This is a genomic window from Pseudonocardia sp., from assembly GCF_029263155.1.
Taxonomy (GTDB): domain Bacteria; phylum Actinomycetota; class Actinomycetes; order Mycobacteriales; family Pseudonocardiaceae; genus Pseudonocardia.
This window is the reverse complement of record NZ_JAJCYB010000099.1, coordinates 111,913-129,061: the sequence shown is the minus strand read 5'-3', so window position 1 is coordinate 129,061 and position 17,149 is coordinate 111,913. Positions and strand designations below refer to the sequence as shown.

General features: G+C 74.5%; 13 protein-coding genes. 6 read left to right on the top strand and 7 right to left on the bottom strand.

Translation table 11 applies throughout. The features are described 5' to 3' along the window. Positions 1-218 precede the first annotated feature (218 nt). The 4 genes from Q1K26_RS20320 to Q1K26_RS20305 all read right to left on the bottom strand — a co-directional run bounded on the left by Q1K26_RS20320 (position 219) and on the right by Q1K26_RS20305 (position 6,022). Positions 219-1,766, bottom strand: coding sequence for an adenylate/guanylate cyclase domain-containing protein (locus Q1K26_RS20320; protein ID WP_300015293.1), 1,548 nt, complete (start codon positions 1,764-1,766; stop codon positions 219-221). Between the two features lie 650 nt (positions 1,767-2,416). Continuing rightward, positions 2,417-3,241 (bottom strand): MaoC/PaaZ C-terminal domain-containing protein, encoded by an 825-nt coding sequence (locus Q1K26_RS20315; RefSeq protein WP_300015290.1) that lies wholly within the window; start codon positions 3,239-3,241, stop codon positions 2,417-2,419. A 3-nt stretch (positions 3,242-3,244) separates the two neighbouring features. Beyond that, the gene (locus Q1K26_RS20310) at positions 3,245-4,603 is read right to left on the bottom strand and encodes a 3-oxoacyl-ACP reductase (RefSeq protein ID WP_300015287.1); all 1,359 of its coding nucleotides are present in this window, start codon (positions 4,601-4,603) and stop codon (positions 3,245-3,247) included. Positions 4,604-4,735: 132 nt separating this feature from the next. Continuing rightward, positions 4,736-6,022: an acetyl-CoA C-acetyltransferase gene (locus Q1K26_RS20305; RefSeq protein ID WP_300015284.1), complete on the bottom strand. Its 1,287-nt coding sequence runs from the start codon at positions 6,020-6,022 to the stop codon at positions 4,736-4,738. Positions 6,023-6,110: 88 nt separating this feature from the next. Between Q1K26_RS20305 and Q1K26_RS20300 the strand changes: the two genes are divergently transcribed. Together Q1K26_RS20300 and Q1K26_RS20295 are read left to right on the top strand one after the other, a co-directional pair. Then, positions 6,111-6,743: a TetR/AcrR family transcriptional regulator gene (locus tag Q1K26_RS20300; RefSeq protein ID WP_300015281.1), complete on the top strand. Its 633-nt coding sequence runs from the start codon at positions 6,111-6,113 to the stop codon at positions 6,741-6,743. Further along, entirely contained in the window at positions 6,740-8,668 is a 1,929-nt protein-coding gene (locus tag Q1K26_RS20295) for an acyl-CoA dehydrogenase (protein WP_300015278.1), read from the top strand. Before Q1K26_RS20300 ends, Q1K26_RS20295 begins: the two co-directional genes overlap by 4 nt. A gap of 72 nt (positions 8,669-8,740) precedes the next feature. Here Q1K26_RS20295 and Q1K26_RS20290 read toward each other — a convergent pair whose 3' ends face one another. The 3 genes from Q1K26_RS20290 to Q1K26_RS20280 form a co-directional block, all read right to left on the bottom strand. Next, positions 8,741-9,403 (bottom strand): DUF998 domain-containing protein, encoded by a 663-nt coding sequence (locus tag Q1K26_RS20290; protein ID WP_300015275.1) that lies wholly within the window; start codon positions 9,401-9,403, stop codon positions 8,741-8,743. A gap of 145 nt (positions 9,404-9,548) precedes the next feature. Next, a complete protein-coding gene (locus Q1K26_RS20285; RefSeq protein WP_300015272.1) occupies positions 9,549-10,433 on the bottom strand; it encodes an MOSC N-terminal beta barrel domain-containing protein in 885 nt (294 codons plus the stop codon). 53 nt (positions 10,434-10,486) lie between these two features. Then, complete coding sequence (locus tag Q1K26_RS20280) at positions 10,487-11,095, bottom strand: polyketide cyclase (RefSeq protein WP_300015269.1); 609 nt, start codon at positions 11,093-11,095, stop codon at positions 10,487-10,489. A gap of 137 nt (positions 11,096-11,232) precedes the next feature. Between Q1K26_RS20280 and Q1K26_RS20275 the strand changes: the two genes are divergently transcribed. The 4 genes from Q1K26_RS20275 to Q1K26_RS20260 all read left to right on the top strand — a co-directional run bounded on the left by Q1K26_RS20275 (position 11,233) and on the right by Q1K26_RS20260 (position 17,091). Continuing rightward, entirely contained in the window at positions 11,233-11,916 is a 684-nt protein-coding gene (locus tag Q1K26_RS20275) for an ABC transporter ATP-binding protein (RefSeq protein ID WP_300015266.1), read from the top strand. A gap of 64 nt (positions 11,917-11,980) precedes the next feature. After that, positions 11,981-13,183 (top strand): ABC transporter permease, encoded by a 1,203-nt coding sequence (locus tag Q1K26_RS20270; protein WP_300015263.1) that lies wholly within the window; start codon positions 11,981-11,983, stop codon positions 13,181-13,183. A gap of 13 nt (positions 13,184-13,196) precedes the next feature. Continuing rightward, on the top strand, positions 13,197-14,738 hold the full coding sequence (locus Q1K26_RS20265; RefSeq protein ID WP_300015260.1) for a biotin/lipoyl-binding protein: 1,542 nt from the start codon (positions 13,197-13,199) through the stop codon (positions 14,736-14,738). An 85-nt stretch (positions 14,739-14,823) separates the two neighbouring features. Continuing rightward, positions 14,824-17,091 (top strand): FdhF/YdeP family oxidoreductase, encoded by a 2,268-nt coding sequence (locus Q1K26_RS20260; RefSeq protein ID WP_300015257.1) that lies wholly within the window; start codon positions 14,824-14,826, stop codon positions 17,089-17,091. The last annotated feature ends 58 nt before the right edge of the window (positions 17,092-17,149 follow it).

Below are 17,149 nucleotides of genomic sequence, written 5' to 3'. Positions count from 1 at the left end.
GAGCCACGGCGGCAGCCCGCCGAGCAGCACCGTCGACATCGCGATGGTGATCGGTGGCACGAGGTGGGTGGTGACGCCCGAGGCGCCCCCCGTCCATCCGCGCGAGCGCACAGGCGTGGTGGCCGAGGGTGGCGCCGGTGCTGCCGACGCCGCACGCGGTCGGCACCGCCGCCGTGGCGAACGCCGTGGCCGCGCCACGATCCGGCGGGTGGCCGTCGTTATCCCTGTTCCTCCGGTGCGGTCCCGGTCCGTACGGCCGCCCGATCGTCTCGACCGTCGGGGGTGGCGAGCCGGGTGGGCTCCCCGCGCCCGCGCAACAGCGTCTCCTCGCCCAGCGTCCATCGGCCCCGCTCGCGGCCGTCGGCCTGCGCCAGGGCCGACCCGGCGGCGAGCACCCTGCCCGGCACCGACTTGGCGAGCTCGGTGAGCCGCGCGGCCTCGTTCACCGGGTCACCGATCACCGTGTACTCGTAGCGCCGCGGGTCGCCGAGGTTGCCGGCCACGGCGTCGCCCGCCGAGACTCCGATCCCGGCCTCGACGTCCGGCAGCTCGACGGCCAGGCGGACGCCCAGCCTGCGGGCCGCGGCGAGCGCGCTCCCGGCGGGGTCGGGGGCCGGTGCGGGCGCGCCGAACACGGCCAGCGCCGCGTCGCCCTGGAACTTGTTGATCCAGCCGCCGTGCTCCTCGACGGTCTCCACGACCACCCCGAAGAAGCGGTTGAGCACGGCGACGACCTCCTCGGCGGGGCGTTGCGACGCCAGGGCCGTGGAGCCGACGAGGTCCACGAACAGCACGGCCACCGACCGCACCTCCCCGCCGAGCCGCACCTCACCGGCGTCCGCCGCCCGCTCGGCCACGTCGCGGCCCACCTGGCGGCCGAACAGGTCGCGGATCCGCTCCCGCTCGGCCAACCCGGCGACCATCGTGTTGAAGCCGCTCTGCAGCTGCCCGAGCTCCGTGCCGTCGTAGACGGTGACGCGGGCGTCGAACTCACCACGCTCCACCCGCCGCATCCCCCGCCGCACCGCGTTGACCGGGTCGGCGACCGCGCGGGCGGCTCCGACCGTCACCAGCACCCCCGTGACCAGCGCCGTTCCCCCGATACTCAGCACGATCACGGCCAGCTGCGCCGCAGGCACGTCGCCGTAGACGAGCGCGGAGACCGCCGCCAACAGCAGCCCGATCACCGGCACCGCCGTGCCCAGCACCCAGAACACCAGCGAGCGGGCGACGATCCCGGGCAGCACGCGGCGACGCGGCGGCTGGGCGGCCAGGACGCGGGCGGTCGACCGGCGCAGGATCCGCTCGCTGAGCAGGTACGACAGCCCGCAGACGATGATCCCGCCGACCAGCGTGGTCTCCGCGACCGAGATGGCCAGCCGCCAGGACCACCGCGCGTTGATCCCGGCGAACAGCAGCGCCGCGAGCAGCCACAGGACGGCCTGGACGGTGGTGAGCCGCAGCGGCCCGTACAGCACGCGCCGGTGCTCGCGGCGGCGCTGCACCTCGAGGTCGGGGTGGTCGCGCATCCGGAACCGCCCGGCTCCCCACACCGCCCCCACCAGCACGGCGACCAGGAGGTAGCAGCCGAACGCGACCAGGTTGACCAGCCGGACGGTGGCCGGGTCGGCGAGTGGGCCGTTGGGCAGCACCCACGCCGAGAGCACGAGCACCACACCCGCGCCGACGATGTTCGCGACGACGACGGCCACGAGCAGCGCCAGGCGCACCGGCCAGGAGATCACCCATTGCCGCCTCCGCGCCATGAACAGGCAGTTTAGGCCGTTCGGCCGATCCGACCCGCGCGGCGGGGGTGGCCGCCGTGCACCGGCCCGAGCGGGTGTCGACCCGGTACGGGCGGCGGCCGTGGCACGGTCCGTTGCTGTGTCGTCGCTGCTCGCCGCGTCGCTGCTCGCCGCGTCGTCGGTCCCGCTGGCTCCGCCGGTCCTGCTTGCGCCGCAGGGCTGCCGTTGATCGCTGGTTAGGAACGTGCGGCCGGGTGGGGCGCGCCTGCCGGTTCCGGTGCGGCGATCATGGAGCGGGCCTGTCCCCGGCCCGGTCCGGCTCGCGCTGTCGCGCCGCAGGGCGGCTGGTGATCGCTGGTTGGGAACGTGTGGCCGGGTGGGGCGCGCCTGCCGGTTCCGGTGCGGCGATCATGGAGCGGGCCCGTGCCCACCCGTGGCCGCGACCGGCCGAACGGCCCGAAGCCGCCGGCCGCCACCCCTGCCCGGCCACCCCTGCCCGGCCACCCTGCCAGCCACCCCTGCCCATGGCGGCCCGGCGACCGATCCGGGGCGACGCTGCGGCCGTCGACCGCGCGATGGCGTCCTGCCGGGGCGGGGGCGGGGATCGTTCCGGCGGCCACCGACCGGCCGTGCCCCCGCGTCGGCCGCCCGCGAGCATGGGAGCCTGCCGGCTACGACGTCGGGAGCACCGTCGCGGTCAGGTGCGTGCCCTTCGTGCCGTGCACGTCCACACCCCACCCGTCTCCGGTGCGCCGGGTGCGCAGCCGCACCGTCGAGGGCAGCAGCAGCGGGCGGCCGAACGCGACGTCGTAGGTCAGCGCCTCGGACAGCCTGCCTTGCAGGGCGGCGAGGGCCCGGGCGGCGGTCCACATGCCGTGCGCGATCGCCCGGGGGAACCCGAACGCCCGCGCCGTGAGGGGGTGCAGGTGGATCGGGTTGACGTCCCCGCTGACGGCGGCGTAGCGCCGGCCGGTGTCCCCGGCGACCCGCCAGACGGCGCTGACCGGACCGTCCGCGATCTCCGCGGGCGCGGTCCGGGCCTCCCCGGCGGCGGGGGCGTGCGCGCCGCGGGCGAGGTAGGTGCTGCGCCCGTCCCAGACCCGCTCGCCCTCGACGTCCACCGCCGCCACGAGGTCGACCTGCGCTCCCCTGGGATGCCCGGTGAAGCGCTCGGCGTGCACGGCCACGCGCAGCTGCTCCGCCGCGTCGATCCGGCGGTGCACGGTGATCGAGTTGCCGACGTGCACGAGCCCGGGCAGCGGCAGCGGGAAGTCCCGACCGGCCATCAGCTCCACCTGCAGCCCGAACGCGAGCAGGTGCGGGTAGGTGGGCGGCAGCGCGTCGGAGTTGCGGAACCCGCAGACGCGGGCGTACTCGGCGAGGTGCGCGCGGTCGACCGTCGTCGCGCCGCGCACCAGCTCGGTGTCCGGCAGGGTCGAGGACCGCGGTCCGACCGCGCCCACCGCGGCCTTGAGGTATAGCGGGGCCAGGGACACGGCTCAGGCTCCGATCAGGCTCTGGCCGCACACGCGCACGACCTGCCCGGTCACTCCGCCGCTCTCGGCCAGCCCGAGCCAGCCGACGGTCTCCGCGACGTCGACCGGCAGCCCGCCCTGGCGCAGGCTGTTGATCCGGCGCCCGGCCTCGCGGGTGCCCAGCGGCATCCTCGCGGTCATCTCGGTCTCGATGAACCCGGGCGCGACCGCGTTGATCGTCGCCCCCCGCGCGGCCAGCCCCGGCGCCGGCGCCCGCACCATCCCGATCACGCCGGCCTTGCTCGCGGCGTAGTTGGTCTGGCCGCGGTTGCCGGCGATGCCGCTGGTCGAGGCGACGCAGACGATGCGGCCGGAGTCGGAGAGCAGGTCACCGTCGCGCAGCGCGGCGTTGATCGCCAGCTGTGCACGCAGGTTGACCGCGAGTACCGCGTTCCACCGGTCGGCGTCCATGTTGGCCAGCAGCTTGTCGCGGGTGATCCCGGCGTTGTGCACCATGACGTCGACGCGTCCGTGGCGTTCGGCCAGGTGCGCGAGCAGCCGGCCGGTGGCGTCCGCCGCGGTGATGTCGAGTGCCAGCGCGGTGCCGCCGGTGCGGTTGGCCACCCCCGCCAGCGCCTCTCCCGCGGCGGGGACGTCGACGGCGACCACGCGCGCGCCGTCGCGGGCGAGGGTGTCGGCGATGGCCGCGCCGATCCCGCGCGCCGCCCCGGTGACCACGGCGACGCGTCCGGCGAGCGGGTGGACGTCGTCGGTGGGGTCGTCCATGCCGATCGGGTCCCGCGCGGGCCCGACCGGCGTCGCGACGCGCACCACCTGCCCGTCGACGTACGCGGAGCGGCCGGAGAGGAAGAACCGCACCGACGAGTCGACCGCGGCGGGCGGCGCGTCCGGGTCGACGACCAGCAGGTTCGCGGTGGCTCCGGCCCGTACCTCCTTCGCGGCCGACCGCACGATCCCGTCGAGGGCCTGGGCCACGGCGGCGGCCTCCACGTCGCCGGTGCCGGCGGCGGGACCGGCCGGAGCCCCTCCCGGTCCGAGCAGCAGCAACCGCCCGTTCGGGGCCAGCCTGCGGACCGCGGGCGTGAGGAACTCCTGCACGGCCGCGAGGTCGTCGACGGTGCGCGCTGCGGTGGCGTCGAGCACCACCGCGGCGAGCCGGCCGTCGCCGTCGGGCACGTCGGCGTCCTTGAGCAGGGCGCGGACGGGGTCGGCGAAGCGCCCGGAGCCGACCGACCCGACGAGCGCGGGCCCGTCGAGCAGCGGGGCGCCGACGGTGTGGCGGCGCAGCACCGGGATGCGCGGCACCCCGAGGCGCTGGATCAGCGGGTTCTGGGACAGGTCGCGAAAGGCGTCGTTCGACACGGGAACTCCAGGTGCGTTTCGGCCCGGACAACGGTGATCAAGGGCGGACGGTCGCCGGTGGAGATCATCGAGCGACCATCTCGCCTTGATCACCGCGCGACGGGGTGGGCGTGGCGGGGGCGGGTCGGGTGGTCAGGCCGCTTCGAGGATCGCCACCACGCCCTGGCCGCCGGCCGCGCAGATGGAGATCAGGCCGCGGGCCGCGGTGTCCGTGGTTCGGCGCTTCTCGTGCAGCAAGGTCGCCAGCGTGGCGACGATCCGGCCGCCGGTGGCCGCGAACGGGTGGCCGGTGGCCAGCGAGCTGCCGGTGACGTTGAGCCGGGAGCGGTCGATCGGGCCCAGCGGCGCGTCCAGGCCCAGGCGCTCCTTCGCGAACGCCGGGTCCTCCCAGGCCGCGAGCGTGGCGAGGACGGTGGCGGCGAAGGCCTCGTGGATCTCGTAGAAGTCGAAGTCCTGCAACGTCAGGCCGTTGCGCTCCAGCAGCCGCGGGACGGCGTGGACCGGCGCGGTGAGCAGCCCGTCGCCCGCGTGGACGAAGTCGACGGCCGCGGTCTGCGCGTCGACGACGTGCGCGAGCACCGGCAGCTTGTGATCCGCGGCCCACTCGTCCGAGCCGAGCAGCACCGCGGACGCGCCGTCGGTGAGCGGGGTGGAGTTGCCCGCGGTCATGGTGTCGCCGAACACCGGCTTGAGCTTCGCGAGCTTCTCGGCCGAGCTGTCGGCACGCAGGTTCTGGTCGCGGGTCAGCCCCAGGAACGGCGTCACCAGGTCGTCGAGGAAGCCCCGGTCGTACGCGGCGGCGAGGTTGCGGTGACTGGCCGCGGCGAGCTCGTCCTGCGCCTCGCGTGTCACGCCCCACTCGGCCGCGGTGACGGCCATGTGCTCGCCCATCGACAGCCCGGTGCGCGGCTCGGCGTTGCGCGGGAGTTCCGGCACGACCTGGCCGGGGCGGATCCCGGCGAGCGCGCGCAGCCGGTCGCCGACCGAGCGGGCCCCGTTGAGCCGCATGAGCACGCGGCGCAGGTCGTCGTTGAGGGCGACGGGGGCGTCGCTCGCCGTGTCGACGCCCGCCGCGATACCGCTCTCGATCTGCCCGAGCGCGATCTTGTTCGCCACCAGGATCGCCGTCTCCAGCCCGGTGCCGCACGCCTGCTGCACGTCGTAGGCGGGCGTATGGGGCGACAGGCGGCTGCCCAGCACCGACTCGCGGGTGAGGTCGCGGTCGCGGGAGTGCTTGAGGACAGCGCCGCCCGCGACCTCGCCGACGCGCTCGCCGGCGAGGCCGAACCGGGCGGTGAGGCCGTCGAGGGTCGCGGTGAGCATGTCGAGGTTGGTGGCCTGGGCGTAGGCGCCGTTCGCTCGGGCGAACGGGATGCGGTTGCCCCCGATGACGGCGGCCTGGCGGGCTGAACGGGTCATGGTACCGACGGTACCCGGTACCGTCGGTTTCATGTACGTGACATGGATCCCGTAGCCGGTACCGCTGGTACCCGATACTGTCGGTTCCGTGAAGACCGCACGCGATCGCCGCGCGAGCCGGTGGGACGCCCACCGGGCCACCCGGCGCGCCCAGCTCACCGACGCCGCGATCCTCGCCATCCGCACGCACGGGGCGGGCGTCGGCATGGACGACGTCGCCGCGCGGGCGGGCACCAGCAAGACCGTGGTCTACCGGCACTTCGGCGACCGCACCGAGCTCTACGTCGCCGTCTGCGCACGGGTGGCCGAGGTGCTGCTCGGGCAGGTGCGCGCCGCCATGGACGCCGCCGCGGGTGCCCACGCGCAGACCGCGGCCGGTATCGAGGCCTACCTGCGCCTGATCGAGCACGATCCCGAGGTCTATCGCTTCGTCGTGCACCGCCCGCTGGTGGACCGGGCGCTGGACGCGGACCCCGTCGGCGACCTGGTCTCGCTGGTCGGCGACGAGGCCGCCGCCGTGATCGCCGTCCGCACCGGCGACGCCGTCACCGCGGTCCCGTGGGGGCACGGGATCGTCGGCATGGTGCGCGCCGCCGCCGACAACTGGCTGGCCCGGCCGTCCGGGATGACCCGGTCCGAGCTGGCGGCCCACCTCACCGAACTCGCCTGGGCCGGGCTCTCCGGCGTCGTGGCCATCCCTCGCAAGGAGGAGCGCTCGTGAAGGATCTGCAGACCGCGCTCGACGGCCGCTGGGCCGCCGTCCGTGACGACGTCCGCGCCCAGCTCGGGCAGCTCAGGCTCAGCCCCGACCCGGACGCGTCCATCGAGCAGTACCGCGCCGAGGTGGCCGAGGCGGTCGCGGCACTGGCCGCGAGCGGGCGCCCACGCCAGGGCTTCGACCCGGCATACGGCGGTGGCGGCGACGTCGGGGGCGTCGTCGCGGCGTTCCAGATGCTCGGCCACGGCGACCTGTCGTTGCTGGTCAAGGCCGGTGTGCAGTGGGGTCTGTTCGGCGGGGCGCTGCAGGCGCTGGGCACCGAGCGCCACCACGAGCGCCACCTGCGCGACATGATGGACGGCACGCTGCTCGGTTGCTTCGCGATGACCGAGACCGGCCACGGCTCCGACGTGCAGCACCTGCGCACCACCGCCACCTACGACGCGGACGCCCACGAGTTCGTCATCGACACCCCGGAGCCGGGCGCGCGCAAGGACTACATCGGCGGCGCCGCGCGTGACGCGCGGATGGCGGTGGTGTTCGCGCAGCTCGTGACCGCGGGTCCGGACGAGGTCGCCCGGACGCACGGGGTGCACGCGTTCCTCGTCCCGATCCGGTCCGACGACGGCGCCGCGCAGCCCGGTGTCACCATCACCGACTGCGGCGTGAAGGCCGGCCTCAACGGCGTCGACAACGGGCGGCTGGTGTTCGACCGCGTCCGGGTGCCCCGCGAGGCCCTGCTCAACCGCTACGGCGACGTGGCGCCGGACGGCACCTACTCCAGCCCGATCGACAACGAGACCCGCCGCTTCTTCACCATGCTCGGCACGCTCGTGCGCGGCCGGATCAGCGTGGCGGGAGGTGCGGGCAGCGCCACGCAGAAGGCGCTGACACTGGCGATCCGCTACGGCGCCACGCGCCGCCAGTTCGCGGACCCGGCCACCGGGGAGGAGGTCGTCGTCCTGGACTACCTCGCCCACCAGCGCAAGCTGCTCCCCGCGCTCGCGACGACGTACGCGCTGCACTTCGCGCAGGAGCAGCTGGTCACGCAGATGCACGAGCTGCAGAGGACCGGAGCCACGCCGGACGAGGCGGCCCAGCGCGAGCTGGAGACCCGGGCCGCCGGGATCAAGGCGGTCGGTACCTGGCACGCCACGCGCACGATCCAGACCTGCCGGGAGGCCTGCGGCGGCGCGGGATACCTGGCCGAGAACCTGCTGCCCGCGCTCAAGGCCGACACCGACGTGTTCACCACGTTCGAGGGCGACAACACGGTGCTGCTGCAGCTGGTCGCGAAGACGCTGCTGTCGGACTACGGTCGCCGCGTCGGCCGGCTCGACCTGCTCGGCAAGGTGCGCTTCGGTGCCGGCCTCGTGGCGTGGACGGTGCTGGAGCGGACCGGTGCGCGGGCGGTCCTGCAGCGCGGTGACGTCCGCGACCGGGCCTACCAGCGGTGGCTGCTCGCCGAGCGTGAGGAACACCTGATCGCCGGCGCCGCGCAGCGCATGCGCCGGGCCCTCGCCCCGGGCGCCGACCAGTTCGCGGTCTTCAACGCCGCACAGGACCACCTGCTGGTCGCCGCGCGGGCGCACGTCGACCGGATCGTGTTCGACGCGTTCGCCGCCGTCGCCGACCAGCACCCCCTGCTGGGCGAGCTGCTCGCCCTGCACGGGCTGTCGGTGCTCGAGGCCGACCGGGCGTGGTTCGTCGAGCACGGCTACCTCACCGCGGCCCGCACCAAGGCCGTGACCAGCGCGGTCAACGCGCTGTGCGGCGAGCTGCGCCCGCACGCCCGCTCCCTCGTGGACGGCTTCGGCATCCCCGAGCCCTGGCTCGACTGCCCGCTGCTCGACGGCGAGCAGGAGCCGTCGGTGGTCCCGGCGGCCTCGGCCGGACAGGCGCCGACCGACCTGGCCGCTGTCGGCTGACCGGGCCGCTGCGGACAGCCGGCACACAGGTCCCGGTGCTCACACAATGGGCGGGACCTGTGTGCGAGCACGTCACCCTGTGTGCGAGCGGGGTCGGTACACCGTCAGCGCCAGCGCCGCCGGCCAGGCCGTGTTCACCGCCAGCCAGGCGCGTTGCCAGGCGCCGAGGTCGGGACCGCCGATCTGCAGGGCCAGCACCACCGAGGCGACGGCCGCCGTGACGGTCAGCGCGGCGACGACCGGCCGTGCTCCCCGCAGCCGCACCGCCACGCCGAGCATCGCGACGACCAGCGCGACCTCGTACCCCACGACGGCGAGGTAGTGCACGGTGTCGGCGAGGTCGGGCACCGTCTCGTTGGCGCCGGACCCGCATCCGGCCGCCCCGAGCGGGCACGCCGTGCGGAACCACGCGACGGCCAGCCCGCACAGCCCGGCCAGTGCCAGCGGCGCGGCCACCCACCCGCGCACGACGGCCGCGGCGGCCAGGTGTGCCAGCCCCAGCACGGTCAGCGCGGCGACCCCGAGCACGGCCACCGAGGACCCGCGCCCGGCGAGGCTGGAGACATAGTCCGCCCGTGCGGAGTACCCCGGCGCGAGCAGCCCGGCGACGACGGTCAACACCCAGAACAGCGCGACACCCGCCACCACCCACCCGGGCCCGAGCCGGGCACCGCTGTTCGTCGACCCGCCGCAGCCGGACTCGGGGCGGGGCGCGGCGGTGCCGGGGGACGTCACGGGCGAGATGCTGCCCTACGGCTTCGTCCTGCGGATCACTCGTGTGTCGTGGCCGAGCCGCGGCACTCGCCGGGCCGGGTGCCGGGTGATCATCGCGGGCGTCACCTGAGGGTGGTCCATGCCGTGCTCGTGCGGCTGTCGCCGATCACTGCCCGGCGGCCTCCGCGTGCGCGTCACCCACGGCCACGTCGCCCGGCGCCACGACGTCGGCGTACACCCCCGCGCACGCCCACACCCCGCCGATCTGCGGGATCTCGATCCGGTTGTGCTTCGCGACGGCCCGCAGGGTGTCGGCGTCGCCCGGGAGGTCCCCCTGCGCCAATGTCGTCATCACGCAGCGCATGGTGGCGAAGGAGTACCGGAGCGTCGCCGTGCCGACGGTGGCCGTGCGGCCGGGCCAGTCGTTCTCCACGAACCCCGCGTCGGTGTCGCGCAGCACGACGTTGGGCCGGTAGCGGCGGGCGTCGAAGGTGGCGTCGGGGGCGAGCTCGCGCAGCCGGTCCAGGGTCGAGGAGGTGAGCACGTGCAGCGCGGACAGGTCGAAGAACGTGCCGGGCGCACCGAACGCCGAGATGTCGAACCGGCTGATCACCTCACCGCTGTCCTCGCGACGGGTCTCGGTGGCGTCGATGAGCTGCTGCGGCGCCAGGCCGTCGATATCGGGCCACAGCTCCTCGAAGTAGGCGCCCTCCGGCGGAGCGGTCGCCAGCGTCACCGCCCGGCCGAGCGCGGCGCTCAGCGCGTGGTCGATCTCCTCGTCGTCGCTGCGCAACACCGAGCCGTCCGGGAAGGTGATCTCCACCGGCGGCGGCGCCGCGCCCTCGCGGGGCTCGGACACGAAGCGGGCGGAGAAGCCCAGCAGCCCGGCCCAGCGCTTGGGCACCTTCGCGCTCGCGACCGTGCCCGTCTCGATGTCGATCACCGCGTACGCCCGGTCGCCGACGACCCCGCTGGCCCCGATCCGACACCGCTGCAGCGACTCGCCGAGCATGGACTTGACCGGGTACCGGTGGATCGCTGCGACCGTCATCTCCCCGGTCTAGTCGCCGCGACGCACATCCCGGAACTGCCCGGTCGGACGGGTCAGGCGGTCCGTCCCGCACATGCGGCAAGGGTGCGCAGCTGCTTCCGCATCATCAGTAGATCGCCCCAGGCGATCGGGGCGGCGAGGCGCCCGGCCGTGAGATCCAGGCGGGCGACCAGCCGCGACCGGTGCTCGCCGGCGGGCAATACCCGGTAGGTGCACGCCATCGGCCCGAAGCGGCGCGTCGGGCCCGGACGGCCCACCCCGGTGATCTCGCGGCCCGGGACCACGTCGGCGATCTGGAAGATCATCACGAACGGCGTGCCGGGTTCCGGCGCGTCCGCTCCCGGGGTCAGCGTGCGGGGGCTGCGCCGGCCGAGATTGTCGATCAGGTCGTAGCTGTAGGGCGCCTGCGTGAGCTGGCAGACCCAGCGGAACGTGACCGCGGCCGGCGCGGCCACGTCGACGGCGCGCACCATCCGGGCCGCGGGGTCGGGGACCAGCGCCGCGCACGGGTAATCGGCGTCGATCTCGGCGTCGGTGGCGCCCCAGCTCCAGGGCAGACCGCGGCGCACCGGCACGCGCGTCAGCGGCGTCGGGTCGCGGTCATGCCCGTGATCCTGCCCGAACGACGCGGCCGACGGTCCGCCTCGCGCCGGGTCAGTCACGGCCCGGCACCTGAGGAGCCGCTGAGGGTGGCCCGGGCACGGCGTCCGCGCACCCGGATACGGTCCGGATCGGGAGCACGGTCGGGTCGATCGCCCGCCGCGCCGGCCCGCCGCGTCGTGTGCCGGGAAGGGGGACGATGATCGAGCTCGACGCCGTGACGAAGGTCTACCAGGCCGGAGCGGTGCAGGTGCGGGCCCTCGACGCCGTCGATCTCACCGTCGACGACGGCGACCTCGTCGCCATCATGGGACCGTCCGGATCCGGCAAGTCCACGATGATGAACATCCTCGGCTGCCTCGACCTGCCGACGCAGGGCCACTACCGCCTCGACGGCGCCGACGTCGGGCTCCTGCGCGAGAACCGGCTCGCCGACCTGCGCAACCGCAGCATCGGGTTCGTCTTCCAGTCCTTCAACCTCATCCCGCGCACGAGCGCGGCACGCAACGTGGAACTGCCGCTGGTCTACGCCGGGGTGGGCAGGCGCGAGCGCCGCACCCGCGCGCTCGGGGCGCTGGAGCGGGTCGGGCTCGGCGACCGCGGCCCGAGCATGCCCAACGAGCTCTCCGGCGGCCAGCAGCAGCGGGTCGCGATCGCCCGCGCGCTGGTCACCCGGCCGACGATGATCCTGGCCGACGAGCCGACCGGGAACCTGGACAGCGCGTCGACCGCCGAGATCATGCGGCTGCTCGTCGAGCTCAACGGGACGGGCCGCACCGTCGTGCTGATCACGCACGAGGACGAGGTGGCCACGTACGCCAAGCGTGTGGTGCGCCTGCGCGACGGACGGATCACCAGCGACGACCGGGTCGGGGCGCGATGAGCGGGCCCGCGAATCCTCCGCAGCGCGTCCGGGCCGTGCCGACCGCACGCAGCGAGGGTGAGCGGTGACCGTCTGGGAGGCGGCCCGCCTGGCGATGCGCGGCCTGCGGGCCAACAAGCTCCGCTCCGGCCTGACGACGCTGGGCATCATCATCGGCGTCGCGGCCGTGATCGTGCTGGTGGCACTGGGCAACGGGATCCAGCGCGGCTTCACCGACTCCTTCGGCGCGCTGGCCACCCAGATCTCGGTGACGGCGGGACAGGGCGACGGCGCCCGCGACATCACCGACGCCGACGTCGAAGCGCTCGCCGACCCCCTCGACGCACCCGACATCGCCTCGGCCACCCCGGTGTCCGGCGGGCCGGTGTCGGTGCAGCTGGCCGGCGGCACGCAGTACGCCAGCTCGGTGTCCGGGACGACGGCCGCGTACCTCGACGTCGTCGACCGCGACCTCGTCGTCGGCCGGATGTTCGACGAGACCGAGGCGCGGGGCCGGGCGAAGGTCGCGGTGCTCGCACCCGGACCGGTGGAGGACCTGTTCGGCGGCGACGCCGGGGCGGCGCTGGGCAGCGAGGTGCGGATCGGCCGCACCACGTTCCGCGTCATCGGGGTCGTGGCCGCCACCGGGCAGGACGATATCGTGATCATGCCGATCGGCACGGCGCGCGGCTCCCTGCTCGGCGGTGGGGACTCGGTGGACAACGTGATCGTCGTGGCCCGCGCGCCCGACGCCGTGCCCGCCGCGCTCACGCAGGTCAACGCGATCCTCGACGACCGTCACGGCGTCGACGACCCCGCCGACCGCGACTACGAGGCCACCGCCCAGCAGAACCTGCTCGACCAGGTCAACCAGACACTGTCGTTCCTGACGCTGTTCACGGTGGCCGTGGCCGCGATCTCGCTGATCGTCGGGGGGATCGGCGTCGCGAACATCATGCTGGTCACGGTCACCGAGCGGACCCGGGAGATCGGTATCCGCAAGGCCATCGGGGCCCGCCGTCGCGCGATACTCCAGCAGTTCCTGCTGGAGTCGACGTTCCTCGCCGGGTTCGGCGGGCTGGTCGGCATCGGGCTCGGGATCGGCATCGCGACCGCGGGTGCCCTGCTGCTCCCGCAGGCGATCCCGGACTTCCCCCCGCCGGTCGTCGATCCCAACTCGATCGTCATCTCGTTCGTCATCAGCCTGCTGATCGGCCTGGTCGCCGGGGGCTACCCGGCCAACCGGGCCGCGCGGCTGCGCCCCATCGAAGCTCTGCGTTTTCAGTAGTGGGAAGGCACCAATGAGGAACATGCGCCGGGCCGCCGTGGTGGCCGCCGTTCTCGTCACGACGGCGGCGTGCAGCGGCGCGCCCGCCCCGCCCCCGGTCGTGCGGGTGGACCGCGGGCTGGTGGCCACCAGCGTGTCGGCGTCGGGCACGCTGGTCTCGGTCAGGGAGCAGAACCTGGGCTTCGCCGAGGGCGGGGAGCTGGCCGAGGTGTTCGTGCAGGTCGGTGACCGGGTCTCGGCGGGGCAGGTGCTGGCCCGTCTCGACGACGCCGCACGGGAGGGGGCGCTGGAGCGCAGCGAGGCCCAGCTCGCGCAGGCGCAGGCACAGCTCGACAAGATCACGGGCGGCAACCAGGTCGACGCCGCGGCCGCCACCCTGGAACAGGCGCGGGCGATCCTCGACGCCACCGAGGACCAGGTCGAGGCCACCGCCGGGTCCAACGCCTCGGCCACCGAACGCGCCCGCGCCCAGCTGGACTTCGACCGCTCCGCCCTCGCCCGCGCGCAGGAGACGCTGCACGAGGACCGGAAGGCGTGCGACACCGCGTCGGCGACCGCGCAGCCGAGCCTGCTCGACGCGGCCCCTGCGCCGGACGCGGATGCGGAGGACCCCGCCTGCGGTCGGATCGCCGCGGACGAGACGGCGGTGCAGCAGGCGGAGGGCGCCGTACTGGCCTCGGAGACGGCGGTCGCGTCGGCGGAGCAGCGCGAGCAGGTCGACGCCGCGGCGGGCCGGCTGTCCGTCGAGAACGCGCGGCAGAGCGTCGTCACCGCGCAGAACAACCTCGAGCAGGCCGGCAGCGACCGGCCGGCCGACACCGCCGCCCAGGAGGCGGCCGTCCGCGACGCGCAGGTGGGGGTCGCGCTGGCCCGCGACGACCTGGACGCCGCCGCGCTGCGGGCCCCGGTCGCCGGGGTCGTCTCGGCGATCAACGGCGCGGTCGGGGAGTTCGTGGGGCCGGCGTCGGGAACCACCGCGCAGGCCCCGGGCAGCAGCGCCCGGCTGCCGGGCACCACCGACGCCGCGGGCACCGGTGGGGCGTCCACGGGCGGCGCCGCGTTCCTCGTGCTCAACGACGTGGACTCGTTCCAGCTGGTGGTGCCGTTCGAGGAGTCCGACGCGGCGCGGCTGCAGGTCGACCAGGCCGTCGACGTCACGGTCGACGCACTGCCGGACCTCACGCTGCCGGGCACCGTGCTCGCGGTCGCCCCCAGCGGCGACGACGCGTCGGGCATCGTCAGCTTCTCCGCCACGGTGCTGCTCACCGGTTCCGACCCGCGGCTGCGCGACGGGCAGACCGCCGAGGCGTCCGTGCGGGTGCAGGCGGTGGACAACGTGCTGCGCGTGCCGTCGTCGACGGTCCGGACCCAGGACGGGCGCCGGGTCGTCGACGCCCCGCGCCCCGACGGCGGCGACCCGGTCGTCCTCCCGTTCGAGCCGGGCGCGGTGGGTGACGAGTATCTGGAGGTCCGTTCCGGCCTGCGCGAGGGCCAGGAGGTGCTGGTGCCGCAGGGTCAGGTGGCCTCGGCCCCCGGAGGGCCGCGGCAGAACTGACGGTGCGAGTGGGGCCGCCATGCCGGTCGTCACATCCGCCGGTTCCGGCGCGCCCCCGCACGCACGTGCTGCTTAGCATCGCGACATGACCGCCGTGCAGCCCGAGCCCGACATCGAGGTCGGAGTGCCCAAGAGCGCCGCCGCCGGCCTCCCGGCCGTCGCCGTCAGCCTCGGCATGGCGATGAAGCAGATGGGCCCCGTGCGCACGGCGCGCAACCTGCTGCGACTCAACCAGGTCGACGGGTTCGACTGCATGAGCTGCGCGTGGCCCGACCCCGACCCGGAGCACCGCCACACCGCGGAGTTCTGCGAGAACGGCGCCAAGGCCGTCGCCTGGGAGGGCGACACGAACCGCATCGGGCCCGACTTCTTCGCCGCGCACTCCCTGGCCGACCTGGAGACGCGCTCGGAGTACTGGATGGGCCGGCAGGGCCGGCTCACCGAGCCGATGGTGCGCCGACCGGGCGGCACGCACTACGAGCCGATCTCCTGGGACGACGCGTTCGCCCTGGTCGCCGAGCACCTGCGCGGGCTGGCGTCGCCGGACGAGGCGCTGTTCTACACCTCCGGCCGGGCGTCGAACGAGGCCGCGTTCGTCTACCAGCTCTTCGCCCGCGCCTACGGCACCAACAACCTGCCCGACTGCTCGAACATGTGCCACGAGTCCACCTCGGTGGGCCTCGCCGACACCATCGGCATCGGCAAGGGCTCGGTCTCCCTCGACGACATCCACCAGGCCGACCTCATCGTCATCTCCGGGCAGAACCCGGGCACGAACCACCCGCGGATGCTCTCCGCGCTGGAGATCGCGAAGCGGAACGGCGCCACGATCGTCGCGATCAACCCGCTGCGCGAGGCCGGCCTGCTCAAGTTCAACAACCCGCAGAAGCCCTCGGGCATCGCCGGGCGCGGCACCGAGCTGGCCGACCACTACCTGCAGGTCCGCTCCGACGGCGACCTCGCGCTCTGGCAGGCCCTCGGGCACCTGCTGCTGCGCAGAGGCGTCGCCGACGAGGCCTTCATCGCCGAGCACACCGTCGGGTTCGCGGCCTACGCCGAGCACCTGCGCGAGATCGACCGGGCCGAGGTGCTCGCGGCCACCGGCCTGGAGTGGGCGCAGATCGAGCAGCTCGCCGACGTCTTCGCCCGCTCGACGAAGATCGTCAACTGCTGGGCCATGGGTATCACCCAGCACCGCAACGCCGTCGCGACGATCAAGGAGTTCGTCAACGTCGCGCTGCTCCAGGGCATGATCGGTAAGCCGGGTGCGGGCCTGTGCCCGGTGCGCGGGCACTCCAACGTGCAGGGCGACCGCACGATGGGCGTCTGGGAGCGCTCGCCCGAGGAGTTCCTCGACGCCCTGGGTGCCGAGTTCGGCTTCGAGCCCCCGCGCGAGCACGGGTGGGACGCGGTCAAGGCGGTCCGGGCGCTGCGGGACGGCGCGGCGAAGGTCTTCGTCGGCCTCGGCGGCAACTTCGTGTCGGCCATGTCGGACACCGGGGTGACCGAGGCGGCGCTGCGCCGGGCCCGGCTCACCGTCCAGGTGTCGACCAAGCTCAACCGGTCGCACGTGGTCTGCGGCGGCACGGCGCTGATCCTGCCGACGCTGGGCCGCACCGAGCGCGACCGCTCCGGCGGCACCGAGCAGCGCGTGACCGTCGAGGACTCGATGTCGGCCGTGCACGCCTCCCGGGGCCGGATGGCGCCGGCGAGCGAGCACCTGCGCTCCGAGGTCGGCATCGTCTGCGGCATCGCCGCCGCCACCCTCGGCGACCGCCACGGCATCCCGTGGACGGCGTTCTCGCGCGACTACGACGAGATCCGGCACCGCATCGCCCGCGTGGTGCCCGGCTGCGAGGGATACGCCGAGAAGATCAGGGCCCGCGGCGGGTTCACGCTGCCGCACCCCCCGCGCGACAGCCGCACCTTCCCGACGACGCCGGGCCGGGCCGTGTTCTCGGTGAGCCCGCTCGCCGCGGTCCGCGTGCCTGCGGGGCGGCTGGTGCTGCAGACGATGCGCAGCCACGACCAGTTCAACACCACGATCTACGGCCTCGACGACCGCTACCGCGGCATCCACGCGGGCCGCCGGGTCGTGTTCGTCTCCGCCGCCGACCTGGCCGAGCTCGGTCTCGCCGACGGGGACGTGGTGGACCTGGTCAGCGAGTGGTCCGACGGCGTCGAGCGCCGGGCCGACGGCTTCCGGCTGGTGGAGTACGCCACGCCCAAGGGCTGCGTCGCCGCCTACTACCCGGAGACCAACCCGCTGATCCCGCTCGACTCGGTGGCGCTGGAGAGCAACACGCCCACGTCGAAGTGGGTCGTGGTCCGGCTGGAACGCCGGGTCGGCTGACGGCGGGTCCGGCGGCGCAGCACCGCCCCCCGGGTCGTCGCACAGCGTCTCGTTCGTC